Here is a 15,308-nt window from a genome sequence, read left to right as displayed (position 1 = left end):
TGCTGGTCGCCGGGGAAGACCCGCGGTTCGTCGCGCGCCGGCTGATGATCCTGGCCAGCGAGGACATCGGCATGGCCGACTCGACCGCGCTGCAGGTGGCGGTCGCGGCCGCGCAGACCGTCGCGCTGATCGGCATGCCCGAGGCGCAGCTCACCCTGGCGCACTGCACGGTCTATCTGGCCACCGCGCCGAAGTCGAACGCGGTCACCACGGCGCTGGGTGCGGCGATGAGCGACATCAGGGCCGGCAAGGCCGGACTGGTTCCGCCGCACCTGCGCGACGGGCACTATTCGGGCGCCGCCGGGCTGGGCAACGCGCAGGGCTACAAGTACTCGCATGATCACCCGGATGGCGTTGTCGCGCAACAGTATCCACCCGACGAGCTGGTCGGTGTCGACTACTACCGCCCCACCGGCCGCGGCGGTGAACGCGAAATGGCCGGCCGGCTGGACCGATTGCGCGCGATCATCCGCAACAAGAGGGGACGGTCATGAAGGTCTTCACCGACGAGGAGATGGGCCGGCTGCTGCCCACCGCCAAGCCCTACAGCGTCGTCATCCTCAAGCGCGGCCCCAGGTTCGGCGACGAGTCGTCGGTCGGCGTGATCTGGGAGCACGGCCGGCGCAATTTCGGGCTGCGCGACGACGGGGTGCTCGCGGTGGTCCTGCCGGTCAGCGACGAGTCCGACGTCTGCGGCGTCGGAGTCTTCGCCGCGACGGTCGACGAGACCACCGGGATCATGAGCGAGGACCCCGGGGTCGCCGCGGGCGTCTTCACCTACGAGGTGCACGCCTGCCGCGGGTTCCCCGGCGACGCCTTGCCCTAGGCCCAGCCTGATTGCCCGGCTAGACCAGCTCGGGCACCCGCAGGTGGGCGATGGCCAGTTCGAACTCGGCCACGTCGATCACCTCGGCGCCCAGCTCGCGCACCCGCCTGCTGCGCAGTTCGCTGGCCCGGTCGCGGTTGCGGGCCATCGCCTCCATCGAGTCGAACGTGGAGCAGGTGACCGCCCGGCGGCACGCGGGGTGGTCGACGAGCAGGCTGGCGCTGCAGAACCCGTCGAGGTCCTCCAGCTCGGGCAGCACCGAGGACCGGTAGAAGTCCAGCGACCGGGTGAGCTGATCCGGCACCACCTTGAGCCAGGTGGCGCGCACGCACGCACCCTGTCGGGACGGGTGGTCGCGGTGCAGCAGGGCGATGTCCCATTCCTCGATCCGCGCGCTGCCGTCGAACATCAGCGCGGCCCGGTCACGGATGGGCGCGACCCGCTCGGCGCTGCCGCGCATCGCCTCGATGGTCTCCCACGAGCTGGTCGCAATGCAGGTGCCGGATTGCCGGTCGACCAACAGCGACAGCCCCACGCACCCGTCGATCTCGGTGAGGGCGGGCATGACGACGTCGCGAACGTGCGCAATTCCGATGTCGACCGACAGGGGTTGCGCCTGGATGGTGGTGGAACGTGCGTACACGGTCGACCCCTCTCTGTGTCGGGGCTTGACAACTAACGGGACCCGGTGGCGCCACCGGTCCCACCAGTTACCTTCCTCCTGCCGGTTGCGTGCCGCAATGCCCAACTGTGGCCGCGCTCACAAACGATTGGCTGGTCGCGACGGTCGGGCCGTAGGCTTGTCCGGGTGCATACCGATGTGTTGGACGTGGACACCTCGCGCCGCCGCATCGTCGATCTCACCGAGGCGGTGCGCGGGTTCTGCTGGTCGCGCGGGGACGGCCTGTGCAACGTGTTCGTCCCCCACGCCACGGCGGGGGTGGCCATCATCGAGACGGGTGCCGGTTCCGACGACGACCTGGTCGACGCGCTGGAACGGCTGCTGCCGCGCGACGACCGGTACCGGCACTCGCACGGCTCCCCGGGCCACGGCGCCGACCATGTGATGCCGGCGCTCGTCGCGCCGTCGGTGACGGTGCCGGTCTCGGGCGGGGAGCCGATGCTGGGCACGTGGCAAAGCATCGTCCTGGTCGACCTGAACCGGGACAACCCCCAACGCTCGGTCCGGCTGAGCTTTCTGGAGGGTTAGCGGCCGGACGCCCGGCGCGCCGGGGCAGGTACTGTGAGCGGTCGAAATGCGTCGTTAGATGGGCTTCTCACACCCGGCGAATAGGCTGGGAGCCAGACGTCGAAGTAACGGAAAGAAGCGGGCTGGAAAGTGCAGACACACGAGATCAGGAAGCGGTTTCTTGATCATTTCGTGAAGGCGGGCCACACCGAGGTGCCGAGCGCATCGGTGATCCTCGACGACCCCAACCTGCTGTTCGTCAACGCGGGCATGGTGCAGTTCGTGCCCTACTTCCTGGGCGCGCGCACTCCCGAGTACTCGACCGCCACCAGCATCCAAAAGTGCATCCGCACGCCCGATATCGACGAGGTCGGTATCACCACCCGACACAACACGTTCTTTCAGATGGCGGGCAACTTCTCGTTCGGCGACTACTTCAAGCGCCGCGCCATCGAGCTGGCCTGGACCCTGCTGACCAACAGCGTCGAGCAGGGCGGCTACGGCCTGGATCCCGAACGCATCTGGACGACGGTCTTTTTCGACGACGACGAGGCCGTGCAGCTGTGGCAGGAGATCGCCGGCCTGCCCTCCGATCGCATCCAGCGCCGCGGCATGGAAGACAACTACTGGTCGATGGGCATCCCCGGCCCGTGCGGCCCGTCCTCGGAGATCTACTACGACCGCGGGCCGGAGTTCGGCATCGAGGGCGGCCCGATCGCCAACGAGGACCGCTACATCGAGATCTGGAATCTCGTGTTCATGCAGAACGAGCGCGGCGAGGGCACCGGCAAGGCCGACTTCGAGATCCTGGGGCCGTTGCCGCGCAAGAACATTGACACCGGCATGGGCGTGGAGCGGGTCGCGTTCATCCTGCAGGGCGTGCACAACGTCTACGAGACCGACCTGCTGCGCCCGGTCATCGACACCGCCGCCGCCCGGGCGCCCCGCGGGTATGACGTGGGCAACCACGACGACGACGTGCGCTACCGGGTGATCGCCGACCACAGCCGCACCGCCGCCATCCTGATCGGCGACGGCGTCACGCCCGGCAACGACGGCCGCGGCTACGTGCTGCGCCGGCTGCTGCGCCGGGTGATCCGCTCGGCCAGGCTGCTCGACATCGAGGGGCCCATCGTCGGCGACCTGATGGCCACGGTGCGCGACGCGATGGGGCCGTCGTACCCTGAGCTGGTCGCCGACTTCGACCGGATCCGGCGCATCGCCGTCGCCGAGGAGACCGCGTTCAACCGCACGCTGGCGGCGGGCTCGAAGCTGTTCGACGAGGTGGCCGGCACCACCAAATCCTCTGGCGCGAAGTCGATTTCGGGCGCGGACGCCTTCACCTTGCACGACACCTACGGATTCCCGATCGAGCTCACGCTGGAGATGGCGTCGGAGGCCGGCCTGCACGTGGACGAGGTCGGCTTCCGGGAACTGATGGCCGAGCAGCGCCGGCGCGCCAAGGCCGACGCCGCCGCGCGCAAACACGCCCACGCCGACCTGACCGCCTACCGCGAGCTGGTCGACGCCGGGCCGACCGAGTTCACCGGCTTTGACGAATTGACTTCCGAGGCAAGGATTCTGGGCATCTTCGTGGACGGCAAGCGGGTTCCGGTGGTCACCCACGGCACCGAGGGGGCCGACCGCGTCGAACTGGTGCTGGACCGCACGCCGCTGTACGCCGAGGCCGGCGGCCAGATCGCCGACGAGGGCACCATCAGCGGAACGGGCGCCGGCGAGACCGCCCGCGCCGCGGTCACCGATGTGCAGAAGATCGCCAAAACCCTGTGGGTGCACCGGGTCAACGTCGAGTCCGGCGAGTTCGTCGAGGGCGACACCGTCGTCGCGGCGGTCGACCCGCAGTGGCGCCGCGGCGCCACCCAAGGCCACTCCGGCACCCACATGGTGCACGCGGCCCTGCGACAGGTGCTGGGCCCCAACGCCGTTCAGGCCGGCTCGCTCAACCGCCCCGGCTATTTGCGGTTCGACTTCAACTGGCAGGGGCCGCTGTCTGAAGAGCAGCGCACCCAGGTCGAAGAGGTGACCAACCAGGCCGTGCAGGCCGACTTCGAGGTGCACACGTTCACCGAGCAGCTGGAGAAGGCCAAGGCGATGGGCGCGATGGCCATGTTCGGCGAGGCCTACCCCGACGAGGTGCGCGTGGTGGAGATCGGCGGCCCCTTCTCGCTGGAGCTCTGCGGTGGAACCCACGTGCACAACTCGGCGCAGATCGGGCCGGTGACCATCCTGGGCGAATCCTCGGTCGGTTCCGGGGTGCGCCGGGTGGAGGCCTACGTCGGGCTGGAGTCGTTCCGGCATTTGGCCAAGGAACGCGCGCTGATGGCGGGGCTGGCGTCGTCGCTGAAGGTGCCCTCCGACGAGGTGCCCGCCCGGGTGGCCAACCTGGTGGAGCGCCTCAAGGCGGCGGAAAAGGAACTCGAACGCGCCCGGCTGGCCGGCGCCCGGGCCGCCGCGACCAACGCCGCGGCGGGCGCGGAGCGCATCGGTAACGTCCGGGTGGTGGCGCAACGGATGTCCGGCGGGATGACGGCGGGCGATCTGCGCTCCCTGGTCGGCGACATTCGCGGCAAGCTGGGCAGCGATCCCGCGGTGGTCGCGCTGATCGCCGAGGGCGAGGGCGGGTCGGTGCCCTACGCCGTCGCCGCCAATCCGGCCGCCCAGGACCTGGGGCTTCGCGCCAACGACCTGGTCAAGCAGCTCGCGGCGACCGTCGACGGCCGCGGCGGTGGCAAGGCGGACCTGGCGCAGGGATCCGGCAAGGATCCGGCGGGCATCGACGCAGCGCTCGACGCGGTACGGTCCGAGATCGCCGTGATAGCGCGGGTCGATTGAGTGGTCTTGACACAGCACCGCTCGCCTGACCGGCCCGGCGATCCTCACCAGGACCCCGGCCGGGGACGACGGCTCGGCATCGACGTGGGCAGCGTGCGCATCGGCGTGGCCTGCAGCGACCCCGACGCCATCCTGGCCACCCCGGTGGAGACCGTGCGCCGCGACCGCAACGGCAAGCACCTGCGGCGGCTGGCCGCGCTGGTCGCCGAGTACGAAGCCGTCGAGGTGGTGGTCGGATTGCCGCGCACGCTGGCCGATCGCACCGGCCCGTCGGCCCTCGACGCGATCGAGGTGGCCGACGCGTTGGCCCGGCGCATCGCCCCGGTGCCGGTGCGGCTGGCCGATGAGCGGCTGACCACCGTGGCCGCCCAGCGCTCGCTGCGCGCGGCCGGGATGCGGGCCAAAGAACAGCGTGCGGTGATCGATCAGGCCGCGGCGGTGGCGATCCTGCAGAGTTGGCTGGATCAGCGCCGCGCGGCGGTGGCGGGGGAGCTCAGCGATGGTTGACAGCGCACGGCGGGAACGGGCCGAGCCCGAGGCGGTGGGCGCGCCGTCGGGGCGCAAGTCGAGCCGGGTCGCCCGGAAGGCCGAGCGGGGCCGCCGGCGGCGGCGCTTCGCCGGCAAGGTCGCGCTGGCGATCTTCGTCGTGGTGGTGCTCGCCGGCGTCTTCGCGGGCGCCAAGCTGTGGCACACGTTGTTCGGGCCCGGCGACGACTACACCGGCAGCGGCAAGCGGGACCTGGTGATTCAGGTCCAGGCCGGTGACTCGACCACCAACATCGGTGAGACGCTGCAAAAACAGCAGGTCATCAAGACGGTGCGGGCGTTCGTCAACGCCGCGCACGGCAACAGCGCCATCAACGCGATCCAACCGGGTTTCTACCGGCTGCGCACCGAGATCCCGGCCGCCAACGCCGTCGCGCGGCTGACCGACCCGAAGAGCCGGGTGGGCCGGCTGGTCATCCCCGAAGGCCGTCAGCTCGACGACACCACCGACATGAAGACCAACGTGGTGACGCCGGGAATCTTGACGCTGATCTCGCGCGCCACCTGCGTCGACCTGGACGGGGACACCCGCTGCGTCCCGGTGGAAGGCCTGCGGGCCGCCGCCACCAACAGTTCTCCCTTGGCGTTGGCGGTGCCGGCATGGGCCACCGAACCCGTCGGTGAACTCGGCAAGGACCACCGCCGCATCGAGGGGCTGATCGGGCCGGGCACCTTCAACATCGATCCGTCCGCGTCGCCCGAGGCCATCCTGGCCACCCTGATCGGCGCCGGCGCCGAGGAGTACGTCAAGTCCGGGCTGGTGGACACCGCCCAGGCCATGGGCCTGTCGCCCTACGACATCCTGGTGGTGGCGTCGCTGGTGCAGCAGGAGTCCAACTCCCAGGACTTCGCCAAGGTGGCGCAGGTCATCTACAACCGGCTGCACGCCCACCACACGCTCGAGTTCGACTCGTCGGTCAACTATCCGCTGGACCGCCGCGAGGTGGCCACCAGCGACGCCGACCGGGCCCAGAAGACGCCGTGGAACACCTATGTGTCGCAGGGCCTGCCGGCCACCGCGATCTGTTCGCCCGGCACCGACGCGCTCAACGCCGCCGAGCACCCGCAGCCCGGTGACTGGCTGTACTTCGTTACCATCGACGCGCAGGGCACGACGCTGTTCACCCGCGACTATCAACAACACCTGGCCAACATCGAGCTGGCTAAGCACAACGGTGTCCTCGACAGCACCCCCCGCTAGCCCGGCGCCGCGCAAGGCGGCCGTGCTCGGCAAGCCGATCGCCCACTCGAAGTCCCCGCAGTTGCACCTGGCGGCCTACCGGGCGCTGGGCCTGGATGACTGGACCTACGAGCGCATCGAGTGCGACGCCGAGCAGCTGCCCGGCGTGGTGGGCGGCCTCGGGCCGGAATGGGTCGGGCTGTCGGTGACCATGCCCGGCAAGTTCGCCGCCCTGCGCGTCGCCGACGAGCGGACCGACCGGGCGCGGCGGGTGGGCTCGGCCAACACCCTGGTCCGCACGCCGACCGGCTGGCGGGCCGACAACACCGACATCGACGGCGTCAGTGGGGCGTTGGCGTCAATGGGCGGGGCCTCTGGATGGGCGCTGGTCTGTGGATCGGGCGGCACGGCTCCAGCGGCCGTCGCCGGCCTGGCCCAACTGGGCGTCGCCGGCGTCACCGTGGTGGCCCGCAACCCCGGCAAGGCGGCCCGGCTGGTCGAGCTGGGCGGCGAACTGGGTGTGCCGACCCGGTTCTGCGACCTGGACGGCGGGGGGCTGGCCGACGAGGTGGCGGGCGCCGAGGTGCTGGTCAGCACCATCCCGGCGGACGTGGCCGCGCGCTATGCCGGCACCTTCGGACGCATCGGCGTGCTGCTGGACGCCGTCTATGACCCGTGGCCCACGCCGCTGGCCGCCGCGGTGAGCGCCGCCGGTGGCCGGGTGATCAGCGGTCTGCAGATGCTGCTGCACCAGGCCTTCGCGCAGGTGGAACAGTTCACCGGGCGGCCCGCGCCGCGCGAGGCCATGACTTGCGCGGTGGCCGCACCGGATTAGCCTGCCGCGCATGCGAATTGCGGCGGCGTGTCTGGTGCTGGCCTGGCTGGCGGCGTTGAGCGGCTATGACATCCGGGAGCGCCGGCTGCCCAACGCGCTGACGCTGACCGGGGCCGCGACGATTCTGGCGGCCGCCGCTCTGGCCGGCCGCGGCGCGCCGGCGGCGGCCGGAACCGTCGCGCTGACCGCGGTCTACCTCGCCGTGCACTGCGGGTCGCGGGGCGCCATGGGTGCCGGTGACGTCAAGCTGGCCCTCGGCCTGGGCGCGTTGACCGGGTGCTTCGGCGTGGGCGCATGGTTCCTGGCGGCGCTGGGGGCGCCGCTGCTGACCGCGGCGTTGGGGATGGCGGCCCGGCTTCCGGGCGACGGCACGGCCACGGTGCCGCACGGGCCGTCGATGTGTCTGGCCAGCGCGGCGGGCGTCGGGCTGGCGCTGCTCTGAGGCCGTCAGTTCGGGACGGTGGTGGGCCGCAGCAGCGGCAACAACTGCTCGCCGAGCCGGACCGTCTCCGACTTGTACGGGGTGTCCGACAGCACGAAGTGGGTGACCCCTAGGTCGGCGTATTTGCGCAGCGCGGCGGCGACCTCGACGGCCGACCCGACCAGCCACGTCGTCCCGGCGCCCTCGCCGCCGTATTTGCTCGGCGTCGTATACAGGCAGGAGTCCAGCACTTCTCCCCGCCCGGCGAGATCGGTCAGCCGCCGCTGGCCCGCGGACCCCGCCGGGTCGTGCAGCAGCATCATCGTGGGCGTGCCGGCCAGCTTGGCGACCTTCGCCTCGGCGTCGCGCCAGGCCTCCTCGGACGTGTCGCGCACCAGGGTGGTGACACGCAGGCCGAACTCCAGCGGTGCGTGCTCGCGACCGAGCTTGTCGGACAACGACTTCAGCCTGTCGATGCGTTCGGCGATGCCGTCCAGCGGCTCGCCCCAGAACAGTTGGACATCGGCATCGGTCGCGGCGACCTGCTCGGCGGCCTCCGACGCCCCACCGAAGTAGAGCTTCGGGTACCGGCCTTCGTCCGCACCGGTCGGGCGCGGCTGCAGCGTCGAGTGTTCGACACGGTAGAACTCGCCGAGGAAGGTGACGTCGTCCTCGCTCCACAACCGGCGGACCAGGCGGATGAATTCGCGGGTGCGGTCGTAGCGGCGCGCCTTGTCGACCTCCGGGTCGCCGTAGGCGGCCAGGTCATCGGCCCCGCTGACGACGTTGACCAGCAGCCGGCCGTTGTTGAGCCGATCCAGCGTTGCCGCCGCGCTGGCGAAATGCGCCGGGTGCCAATAGCCCGGGCGGACCGCCACCAGTGGCGCGAAGTTGGTGGTGCGCGCCGCGATCGCCGTCGCCACCGTGAACGTGTCCGGCCGGCCCCAGCCGGTGCCGATCAGCGCGCCTTCCCAGCCGTGCTGCTCGGCGCGCAGCGCCAGGTCGACCGAATAGTCCAGGCTTCCCCAGCCGTCGACGGTGTCGTCGCCTCGATGGCCCGGCTCGACGGTATTCGGTATGTACCAGAGAAATTGACCCTTCTCGGCGGGCACGGTGCACCTTCTTTCCTGGGTTCACGCCGCGGCGGCGTGTCGGTCGCCGGTGAGCCGTTCACGCAGCGTCTTGTCCGTGTACGAGGTGCGGAAAAGGCCGCGGGACCGCAGAATCGGCACCACCTCGTCGACGAAGACCTCCAGACCGTCGGGGAAGACGTCGGGCATCAGGTTGAAGCCGTCGGCGGCACCGGCGCAGAACCACCGCTCGATGGTGTCGGCCACGTCGACCGGCGTTCCCACGATAACCCGGTGGCCCGAGCCGCTGAACTCGCGCAGGGTCTGCCGCAGCGTCAGCCCGCGGCTGGTCACCAGGCGCACCACCGATTCCCGAAAGCCCAGCGAGCCAACGAACTTCGACGGATCCGGCACCGCCCCCAGCAGCCGCGCGGGAATCGGTTCCTCCGGCGGAAGTCCCGACAGGTCCGCCCCGAGGGTCTGTGACAGCCGATCGACGTCGTGGCCGGCGGGCAGCAGCGCGTTCTGCTCGTCGTAGCGCCGCTGGGCTTCGGCGCGGCTGCTGCCGATGGTGGTGATGAGTCCGGGCAGGATGCGCACCGCGTCGGGGCCGCGGCCGTGCGCGGCGGCGACGTCCTTGACGTAGCGGTAGTGCTCGATGCCGGCCTCCAGGTCGAGTTCCGCGCTGAACACCGCGTCCGCGACGCGCCCGGCCAGGTCGCGGCCCTGCGGCGAGCCGCCGGCCTGCACCAGCAGCGGATGCCGTTGCGGGGACGGGCCCTGCGGCAACGAGCCGGTGACGCTGAAGAATTCGCCCCGGTGGTCGATGCCGCCCGCACCGGCCGCGGCGTCGCGCCACAGGGCCAGCACCACGTCGACGAACTCCGCGGCGCGCCGGTATCGGGTTTGCCGGTCGGGAAGGTCGGCGAGGCCGAAGTTGCCGCCGGCCGCCTCGGAATAGGTGGTGACGACATTCCAGCCGAGCCGCCCCCCGCTGAGGTGATCGAGGCTGAGCAACCGGTGCGCCAGCTCCACCGGGTCGTTGAACGTCGAGGACAACGTCCCAATGAGTCCGAGATGCTCCGTCTCCGCCGCAATGGCGGCCAGGATCACGCTCGGCTCCAGGGCCTGCGACGGGCGCAGGGCGGGGTGATCGCGCAACGCGGGTCCGTCGGCCAGGAACAGCGCGTCCAGCGTTCCGCGCTCGGCGATCTCGGCCATCCGCACGTAGTAGCCGGGGTCGGCGAACGCGGTGGGCGCCTCGGCCGATCGCCGCCACGATGCGGTGTGAATGCCCAGGTTCAACACGTTGACATTGAGCGTCAGCCGGCGCTGGTGGCCGCTCACAGGCGGGCTCCCGCATTCGGGGCGCCGTCGAAGGCGCGGCGATGTGCCGACAGGTCGGGGCCGGCGGGTTCGGAAAGCCGGAGCCGTTGTCGCAGCGTGCCGGCGCCGGGCGTGGCCAGCACGCCGCGGCGTTGCGCCGCGGCGACCACATCGTCGAGCACCGCCGGCAGGGAGTCAGGGGTGACCCGCAGCAGCACGCCGCGCGCGCCCGGCGTGGCCGCCACCCGATCCAGCGCCGCATGGCCGACCGACCGCACCCGGACGACCGCGCCATCCGGGGCCGGGTCGCCGTCCTCGACGACGACCACGTCGGCGTTCGCGGTGGCGACACCGCCCCGCTGCCACACCGGCGGGTCGCCGTGCGGCGAACCGGGCACGTTGAGCGGCCCGGTGATGCGATAGGCGCCGTGCACGTCGGCGCGCCGAATCTGTGCGGTGTCGGCGAAAACGCCGGTCGCGCGGTCGCCCACCACCGACGCATACGGCCACGTGCGCCACAGCGTCCGCACCGCCTCGATCGCCGCCGCGGTGTGCGCCGGGCCGAGGGCGGCGCCGGTCCAGGTGTCGGCGACGGCGTCAAGCCCGATGCGCCGGTCGGCATCGAGGGCGAACCAGCCGACGCGCCCGGGCGCCGCATGCTCGACCGACAGCAGCCGGCGAGCCAGGTTATAGGGGTGGTCGCGATGCACGGACGCGGCCACCACCAGGCCCAGCGTGGTGCTGTGCCGGGCCGCGACGGTGGCGACCAGCGAGGCGTCCAGGGCGACGGCGTCGGACGGTTCGGAGCGGTCGGCGCCGATCACCCAGTAGTGCACACCGGCGGATTCCAGGCGATGTGCCAGCCCGGCGACGCCGCGCGCCGGCGACTGGCCGCCGGTCCCATCGCCGGCGACCTCGATCCCGACGGACAGCGTGGCAGGCATGAGTCACGACGTTACGTCGGCGCACGCGCGATGCAACCGCCGCGCGCGGCGCCGACCCGAAGATGGCTGACCACGCGCCATTCCGCTTAAAAATTGTGACGCTATAAACCGTTGTCGGCATCGGCCGGCGGCGCATAGGTTCTGGGGCTGGTTGCCGTGAATCGCCGCGGCACGGACGCATCCGGAAGGCTTTGTCACACATGCCCGTTGGAGTTCACCGGCACGACACACCCGCAGACCCCGCGGCGATCGGCGACGTACTCGCCGAGATCGCCGCCGACTATCGTCTGCGGTTGGCCGACGGTGCGACGGAACCGCCGCTGCGTGGGCTCAAGCTTGTTCGCGACCATCGGCTGGGCGCGGTGCGGTTGGCCCGCGAACTCGGCGGTGCCGGCTTCACGGCGCCGGAGTTCTTCGACTATCTCGTCGCGCTGGCCGCCGCCGACCCTGACCTGGCGCACATTTTGCGGATCCATTACGCGCTGGTCGAGGAGCTGCAGGTCAAGCCGCGGCGCCCCGGCAGCGACCGCTGGATCGCGGTGGTCGCCGAGGGCGGGCTGATCGGGGGCGCCAACGCCGAGCAGAGCCAGAAGTCCGTCGGCGGCAACAACCGCGACACGCGGCTGGTGGCCACCGAGGACGGGTTGCGGTTGCGCGGCAGGAAGTTCTACAGCACCGGCGCGCAGTTCTCCGACTACCTGCGGATCACCGCGCAGGACGACGACGGCGCCCCGACCGCCGTGGTGATTCCGGTGGACCGGGCCGGCGTCGAGCACCTCGACGATTGGGACGGCATCGGTCAGCGTCAAACCGGAAGCGGCACAACGGTGTTCAACGACGTCGCGGTCGCGGCCGACGAAGTCTTCCCGCTGGGCGCCACCATCGGGGTGAACCGCGCCCGAGGTGCGCTGGTGCAGCTGTACCTGCACGCGGTGGCCGCCGGAATCCTGCGCAGCCTGACGGCGGATGCCGCGGCCCTGGTGCGCGGCCGGCGCCGCACCTACACCTTCGCCAGCACCGACACTCCGACCGCCGACCCGCAGTTGCTGCAGATCGTCGGGGAGATCGACGCCGTGGCCTACGGCGCGCACGCTCTGGTGCGCAGCGCGGCGGCCGATCTCGCGCCCGCGCTGGAGGCCGCGCGCGACACCGGGATCGATCCCGAGTTGGAAGCCGCGGCGTCGATCGCCGCCGCGAGGGTCAAGGTCGCGATCCAGGAGCCCGCCCTGCGGGCGGCGTCGCGCGTCTTCGACGCCGGGGGCGCGTCGGCCATCCAGGCCTCGGCGCTGCTGGACCGGCACTGGCGAAACCTGCGAACCCTGTTCTCGCACAACCCGACCATCTACAAGGCGCGGGTGCTGGGCGACGTCGCCGTCAACGGCGCGGCGCTGCCCGACACCAGTTTCTTCTAAACGCGCCCGAATGTCGAAGGCAGCGACGCGCGCGGCGGTGCTGGGCGCCGTCCTCTCGGTCGTGGCGGCGGGGTGCTCGAGCCACCGGCACGCTCCCAGCGCGGGGCCCACCGGGGCGCCGGTGCACGGTGGCACGTTGACCTACTCCGATGTCCAGTTCGTCACCGACACCATGGCGGCCAACTACAGCGCGAACAACCTGATGTTCCAGGTGCTCGACCGGGTGGTGTACGTAGACCCGAAGACCGACGCGGTACATGGATGGCTGGCGAAAACCTTCTCCCGCAACCAGAACGCCACCCGGTACACCTTCACGATCCGCAACGGAGTGACGTTCAGCGACCGGACACCGCTGACCGCCGAGGTGGTGAAGGCGAACTTCGACCAGCTCGGCAAGGGCGACCCGGGCAAGAAGATGCCGGCCTTCGCCGACTTCGTCGGCTACGACCGCAGCGAGGTCAGCGGAAACGTCGTCACCGTGTTCCTCAACCGCCCCAACACGAACTTCTACAAGGTCTTGTCCTACAGCCGCGCCGGGATCCGCGCGCCGTCGACGCTGGCCCTCGACTACCAGCGTCAGGCCAAGATCGAAAACGTCGTCGGCTCAGGCCCGTTCGTCTACCAATCGCAGATTCCCGACCAGCAGGTGGTGCTCAAGAAACGCCCGGACTACGCGTGGGCGCCGTCGTCGTGGCCGAACCCGGGCGCCGCCTATCTCGACAAGGTGGTTTTCCGGGTTATCGCCGAACCGGGCCTGCGCGCGGGTGCGGTCCAGTCGCATCAGGTGGACGTGGCGCGCGGAATCCAGCCCACCGACGAACCCGCACTCAAACAGGGTGGCCTGCAGGTGATCTCGGTCGCGGCGCCCGCCGAGACCGCGAACCTGGTGGGCTTTCGGATCAATAACCAGGTCGTCAACGACGTGCGGGTGCGCCGGGCGCTGCAACTGGGCATCGACCGCCAAGCGGTGGTGGATACCGTGCTGTCCGACAGCTATCGGGCCAGCGATTCCGTCCTGGGCCACGACGACCCCTTGTTCGCCAACGTGAGCGCCGACATCGGATACCGGCCGCAGCAGGCGGCCAGCCTGCTCGATGCGGCCGGGTGGAGAATCGGCGGCGACGGGGTGCGCGAAAAGGACGGCAAGAAGCTCAATCTGACGCTGGCGGCGTCCAACCAGAGCGTGGTGTTTCGCCCGGCGTTCGAGTTCATCGAATCGCAGTGGCGGGAACTGGGCGTCGTCCTGCAGAACCGGGCGGGCGATACGACGTTCTTCAACGCCTCCAGCAGCCAACAGTCGACTCCGTTGTTCGGCACCCGAATCCAGTACAACATCGGCCTGGGCCTGCTGTTCGGCCGCGCGAAAAGCAACCTGACATTCGCCAAGAACGACGATCTGTTGACGTTGTCGGAGGAAGAACTCAAAGAGACCGACCCCGCCCGGCTCAAAGCCATCGTCGCTCGCGAACAGCGCAAGATCATCGACGACCAGTTGGCGTTGGTGCTCTGGGACGAGGTGCAGGTTCATGCCGCCGCGCCGAACGTCCACGTCGAGTTCACCCGCTACACCGAGCCGTTGCTGCAAAGCGCGTGGAAGGCCTGACGCGGTGGTCACCTACATCCTCACCCGCGTCGGCCAGTCGGCGATCGTGCTGCTGGTGGCCTTCACCGTCGTCTTCTGGGGGGTCAGCATCCTGCCGACCGATCCCGCGGCGATCTTCGTGGCCAAGGGCGAGGGCTATTTCAACCCCGACATCGTCATCCAGGTCAGGGCGTTCTACGGCTATGACCGGCCGTTGTGGGTGCAGTACTTCTCCCAGCTGAATCAGGTGCTGCACGGGCATTTCGGCTTCTCACTGTCCAGCGGTCAGTCCGTCACCGACCGCATCGGCGGGGTGATCGGCGAGACGCTGAAGTTGGCGGCCACGGCGACCGCGTTCGCGCTGCTGTTCGCCGCGGCGATCACGGCGCTGGCGACCACCTGCGCGCCCGTGAAGTCGGTGGTGCGCGCGATCCCGCCGCTGTTCGGCGCCGTCCCGACGTTCTGGCTGGGATTGGTGGTGCTGCAAGTCTTTTCGGTGCAACTCAGGCTGATCTCGTTGTTTCCGGACGGATCCGTGACCTCGCTGCTGGTCGCGGCGCTGGTGCTCGCCGTGCCCATCTCGGCACCGATCGCGCAGGTGCTGGGCAAGAACATCGATGCCACCCTGGCGCTTCCGCACGTCAACACCGCGCGCGCCAAGGGCGGCACGCCGGGGTGGGTGATCCGCAGGCACGTGCTGAAGAACGCCGCCGCGCCGGCGCTGACGGTGACCGCGACGACGGTGGGTGCGCTGCTGGGCGGATCGGTGGTCACCGAAACCGTGTTCTCCCGTTCCGGCTTGGGAGCCGTACTGCTGCAGGCGGTTTCCAACCAGGACATCTCGCTCATTCAGGGTCTGGTCTTGCTGACCGCGGTGGTCATCGTGGCGGCCAACCTCGTGGTCGACTTGATCTACCCGCTGCTGGACCCGCGCGTCACCAAGTCGCAGCGCCGCGGATTCACCACCCGGCTGGGCAGGTTCGGATGAGCGCGGTCGCGGCGCCGGCCCGCCGCGCGCGGCGTTCGGCGTCCTGGTCGGTGCGGCTGTCCGCGGCGCTGCTGATCCTCGTCGCCGCATGGGCGGTCGCCCCCGGGCTGTTCACCGAGCGAAACCCGGTGAAGGG

General features: G+C 70.4%; 14 protein-coding genes and 1 pseudogene. 11 read left to right on the top strand and 4 right to left on the bottom strand.

Going from position 1 to position 15,308, the window contains the following annotated elements; all coding sequences use genetic code 11:
• Together A9W96_RS26640 and A9W96_RS26635 are read left to right on the top strand one after the other, a co-directional pair.
• Positions 1-494: pseudogene (locus tag A9W96_RS26640) on the top strand (replication-associated recombination protein A); the annotation flags it as partial.
• Positions 491-826, top strand: coding sequence for a hypothetical protein (locus A9W96_RS26635; protein ID WP_066863527.1), 336 nt, complete (start codon positions 491-493; stop codon positions 824-826). The pseudogene A9W96_RS26640 and the gene A9W96_RS26635, both read left to right, overlap by 4 nt.
• A gap of 19 nt (positions 827-845) precedes the next feature.
• On the opposite strand, the gene A9W96_RS26630 is transcribed toward A9W96_RS26635, so the two are convergent.
• On the bottom strand, positions 846-1,469 hold the full coding sequence (locus A9W96_RS26630) for a hypothetical protein (protein WP_066876286.1): 624 nt from the start codon (positions 1,467-1,469) through the stop codon (positions 846-848).
• Between the two features lie 177 nt (positions 1,470-1,646).
• Between A9W96_RS26630 and A9W96_RS26625 the strand changes: the two genes are divergently transcribed.
• The 6 genes from A9W96_RS26625 to A9W96_RS26600 all read left to right on the top strand — a co-directional run bounded on the left by A9W96_RS26625 (position 1,647) and on the right by A9W96_RS26600 (position 7,871).
• Positions 1,647-2,036, top strand: a complete 390-nt coding sequence (locus tag A9W96_RS26625; RefSeq protein ID WP_197499663.1) for a secondary thiamine-phosphate synthase enzyme YjbQ — start codon at positions 1,647-1,649, stop codon at positions 2,034-2,036.
• 129 nt (positions 2,037-2,165) lie between these two features.
• On the top strand, positions 2,166-4,868 hold the full coding sequence (gene alaS / locus A9W96_RS26620) for an alanine--tRNA ligase (RefSeq protein WP_067144293.1): 2,703 nt from the start codon (positions 2,166-2,168) through the stop codon (positions 4,866-4,868).
• Positions 4,869-5,375: a Holliday junction resolvase RuvX gene (ruvX, locus tag A9W96_RS26615; protein ID WP_067144291.1), complete on the top strand. Its 507-nt coding sequence runs from the start codon at positions 4,869-4,871 to the stop codon at positions 5,373-5,375.
• Positions 5,368-6,615 carry an endolytic transglycosylase MltG gene (mltG, locus tag A9W96_RS26610; protein WP_067144289.1) on the top strand — a complete coding sequence of 416 codons (1,248 nt, stop codon included), beginning with the start codon at positions 5,368-5,370 and terminating at the stop codon, positions 6,613-6,615. The genes ruvX and mltG overlap by 8 nt, the downstream gene beginning before the upstream one ends.
• Positions 6,590-7,429 carry a shikimate dehydrogenase gene (locus A9W96_RS26605; RefSeq protein WP_067025475.1) on the top strand — a complete coding sequence of 280 codons (840 nt, stop codon included), beginning with the start codon at positions 6,590-6,592 and terminating at the stop codon, positions 7,427-7,429. Before mltG ends, A9W96_RS26605 begins: the two co-directional genes overlap by 26 nt.
• 10 nt (positions 7,430-7,439) lie before the next feature.
• The gene (locus tag A9W96_RS26600) at positions 7,440-7,871 is read left to right on the top strand and encodes an A24 family peptidase (protein WP_067144287.1); all 432 of its coding nucleotides are present in this window, start codon (positions 7,440-7,442) and stop codon (positions 7,869-7,871) included.
• 5 nt (positions 7,872-7,876) lie between these two features.
• Here A9W96_RS26600 and A9W96_RS26595 read toward each other — a convergent pair whose 3' ends face one another.
• From A9W96_RS26595 to A9W96_RS26585, 3 genes are read right to left on the bottom strand one after another with little or no spacing between them, the layout of a single operon-like run.
• A complete protein-coding gene (locus A9W96_RS26595) occupies positions 7,877-8,962 on the bottom strand; it encodes an LLM class flavin-dependent oxidoreductase (RefSeq protein ID WP_067144285.1) in 1,086 nt (361 codons plus the stop codon).
• A 21-nt stretch (positions 8,963-8,983) separates the two neighbouring features.
• On the bottom strand, positions 8,984-10,228 hold the full coding sequence (locus tag A9W96_RS26590; protein ID WP_067144297.1) for an NtaA/DmoA family FMN-dependent monooxygenase: 1,245 nt from the start codon (positions 10,226-10,228) through the stop codon (positions 8,984-8,986).
• A 35-nt stretch (positions 10,229-10,263) separates the two neighbouring features.
• Complete coding sequence (locus tag A9W96_RS26585) at positions 10,264-11,190, bottom strand: luciferase (protein WP_067144283.1); 927 nt, start codon at positions 11,188-11,190, stop codon at positions 10,264-10,266.
• 200 nt (positions 11,191-11,390) lie between these two features.
• Between A9W96_RS26585 and A9W96_RS26580 the strand changes: the two genes are divergently transcribed.
• Genes A9W96_RS26580 through A9W96_RS26570 form a run of 3 tightly spaced genes read left to right on the top strand, consistent with a single transcriptional unit; the run spans position 11,391 to position 15,172 of the window.
• Positions 11,391-12,602 (top strand): acyl-CoA dehydrogenase, encoded by a 1,212-nt coding sequence (locus tag A9W96_RS26580; RefSeq protein WP_066863496.1) that lies wholly within the window; start codon positions 11,391-11,393, stop codon positions 12,600-12,602.
• 10 nt (positions 12,603-12,612) lie between these two features.
• Entirely contained in the window at positions 12,613-14,205 is a 1,593-nt protein-coding gene (locus tag A9W96_RS26575; RefSeq protein ID WP_067144281.1) for an ABC transporter substrate-binding protein, read from the top strand.
• Between the two features lie 4 nt (positions 14,206-14,209).
• Positions 14,210-15,172 (top strand): ABC transporter permease, encoded by a 963-nt coding sequence (locus A9W96_RS26570; protein ID WP_067144279.1) that lies wholly within the window; start codon positions 14,210-14,212, stop codon positions 15,170-15,172.
• Positions 15,173-15,308: the final 136 nt, after the last annotated feature.

The organism is Mycobacterium sp. 1245852.3 (assembly GCF_001669335.1).
In the GTDB taxonomy this organism is placed as follows: Bacteria; Actinomycetota; Actinomycetes; order Mycobacteriales; family Mycobacteriaceae; genus Mycobacterium; species Mycobacterium europaeum_A.
Note: the sequence above shows the minus strand (reverse complement) of the source record. Positions and strands in the feature narration are given on the sequence as shown.

Excerpts from the sequence above, each read along its gene's own strand:
- A9W96_RS26580 (WP_066863496.1), top strand. The coding sequence starts at position 11,391 with ATGCCCGTTGGAGTTCACCGGCACGACACACCCGCAGACCCCGCGGCG.
- A9W96_RS26575 (WP_067144281.1), top strand. The coding sequence starts at position 12,613 with ATGTCGAAGGCAGCGACGCGCGCGGCGGTGCTGGGCGCCGTCCTCTCG.
- A9W96_RS26600 (WP_067144287.1), top strand. The coding sequence starts at position 7,440 with ATGCGAATTGCGGCGGCGTGTCTGGTGCTGGCCTGGCTGGCGGCGTTG.
- A9W96_RS26635 (WP_066863527.1), top strand. The coding sequence starts at position 491 with ATGAAGGTCTTCACCGACGAGGAGATGGGCCGGCTGCTGCCCACCGCC.
- mltG (WP_067144289.1), top strand. The coding sequence starts at position 5,368 with ATGGTTGACAGCGCACGGCGGGAACGGGCCGAGCCCGAGGCGGTGGGC.
- A9W96_RS26585 (WP_067144283.1), bottom strand. The coding sequence starts at position 11,190 with ATGCCTGCCACGCTGTCCGTCGGGATCGAGGTCGCCGGCGATGGGACC.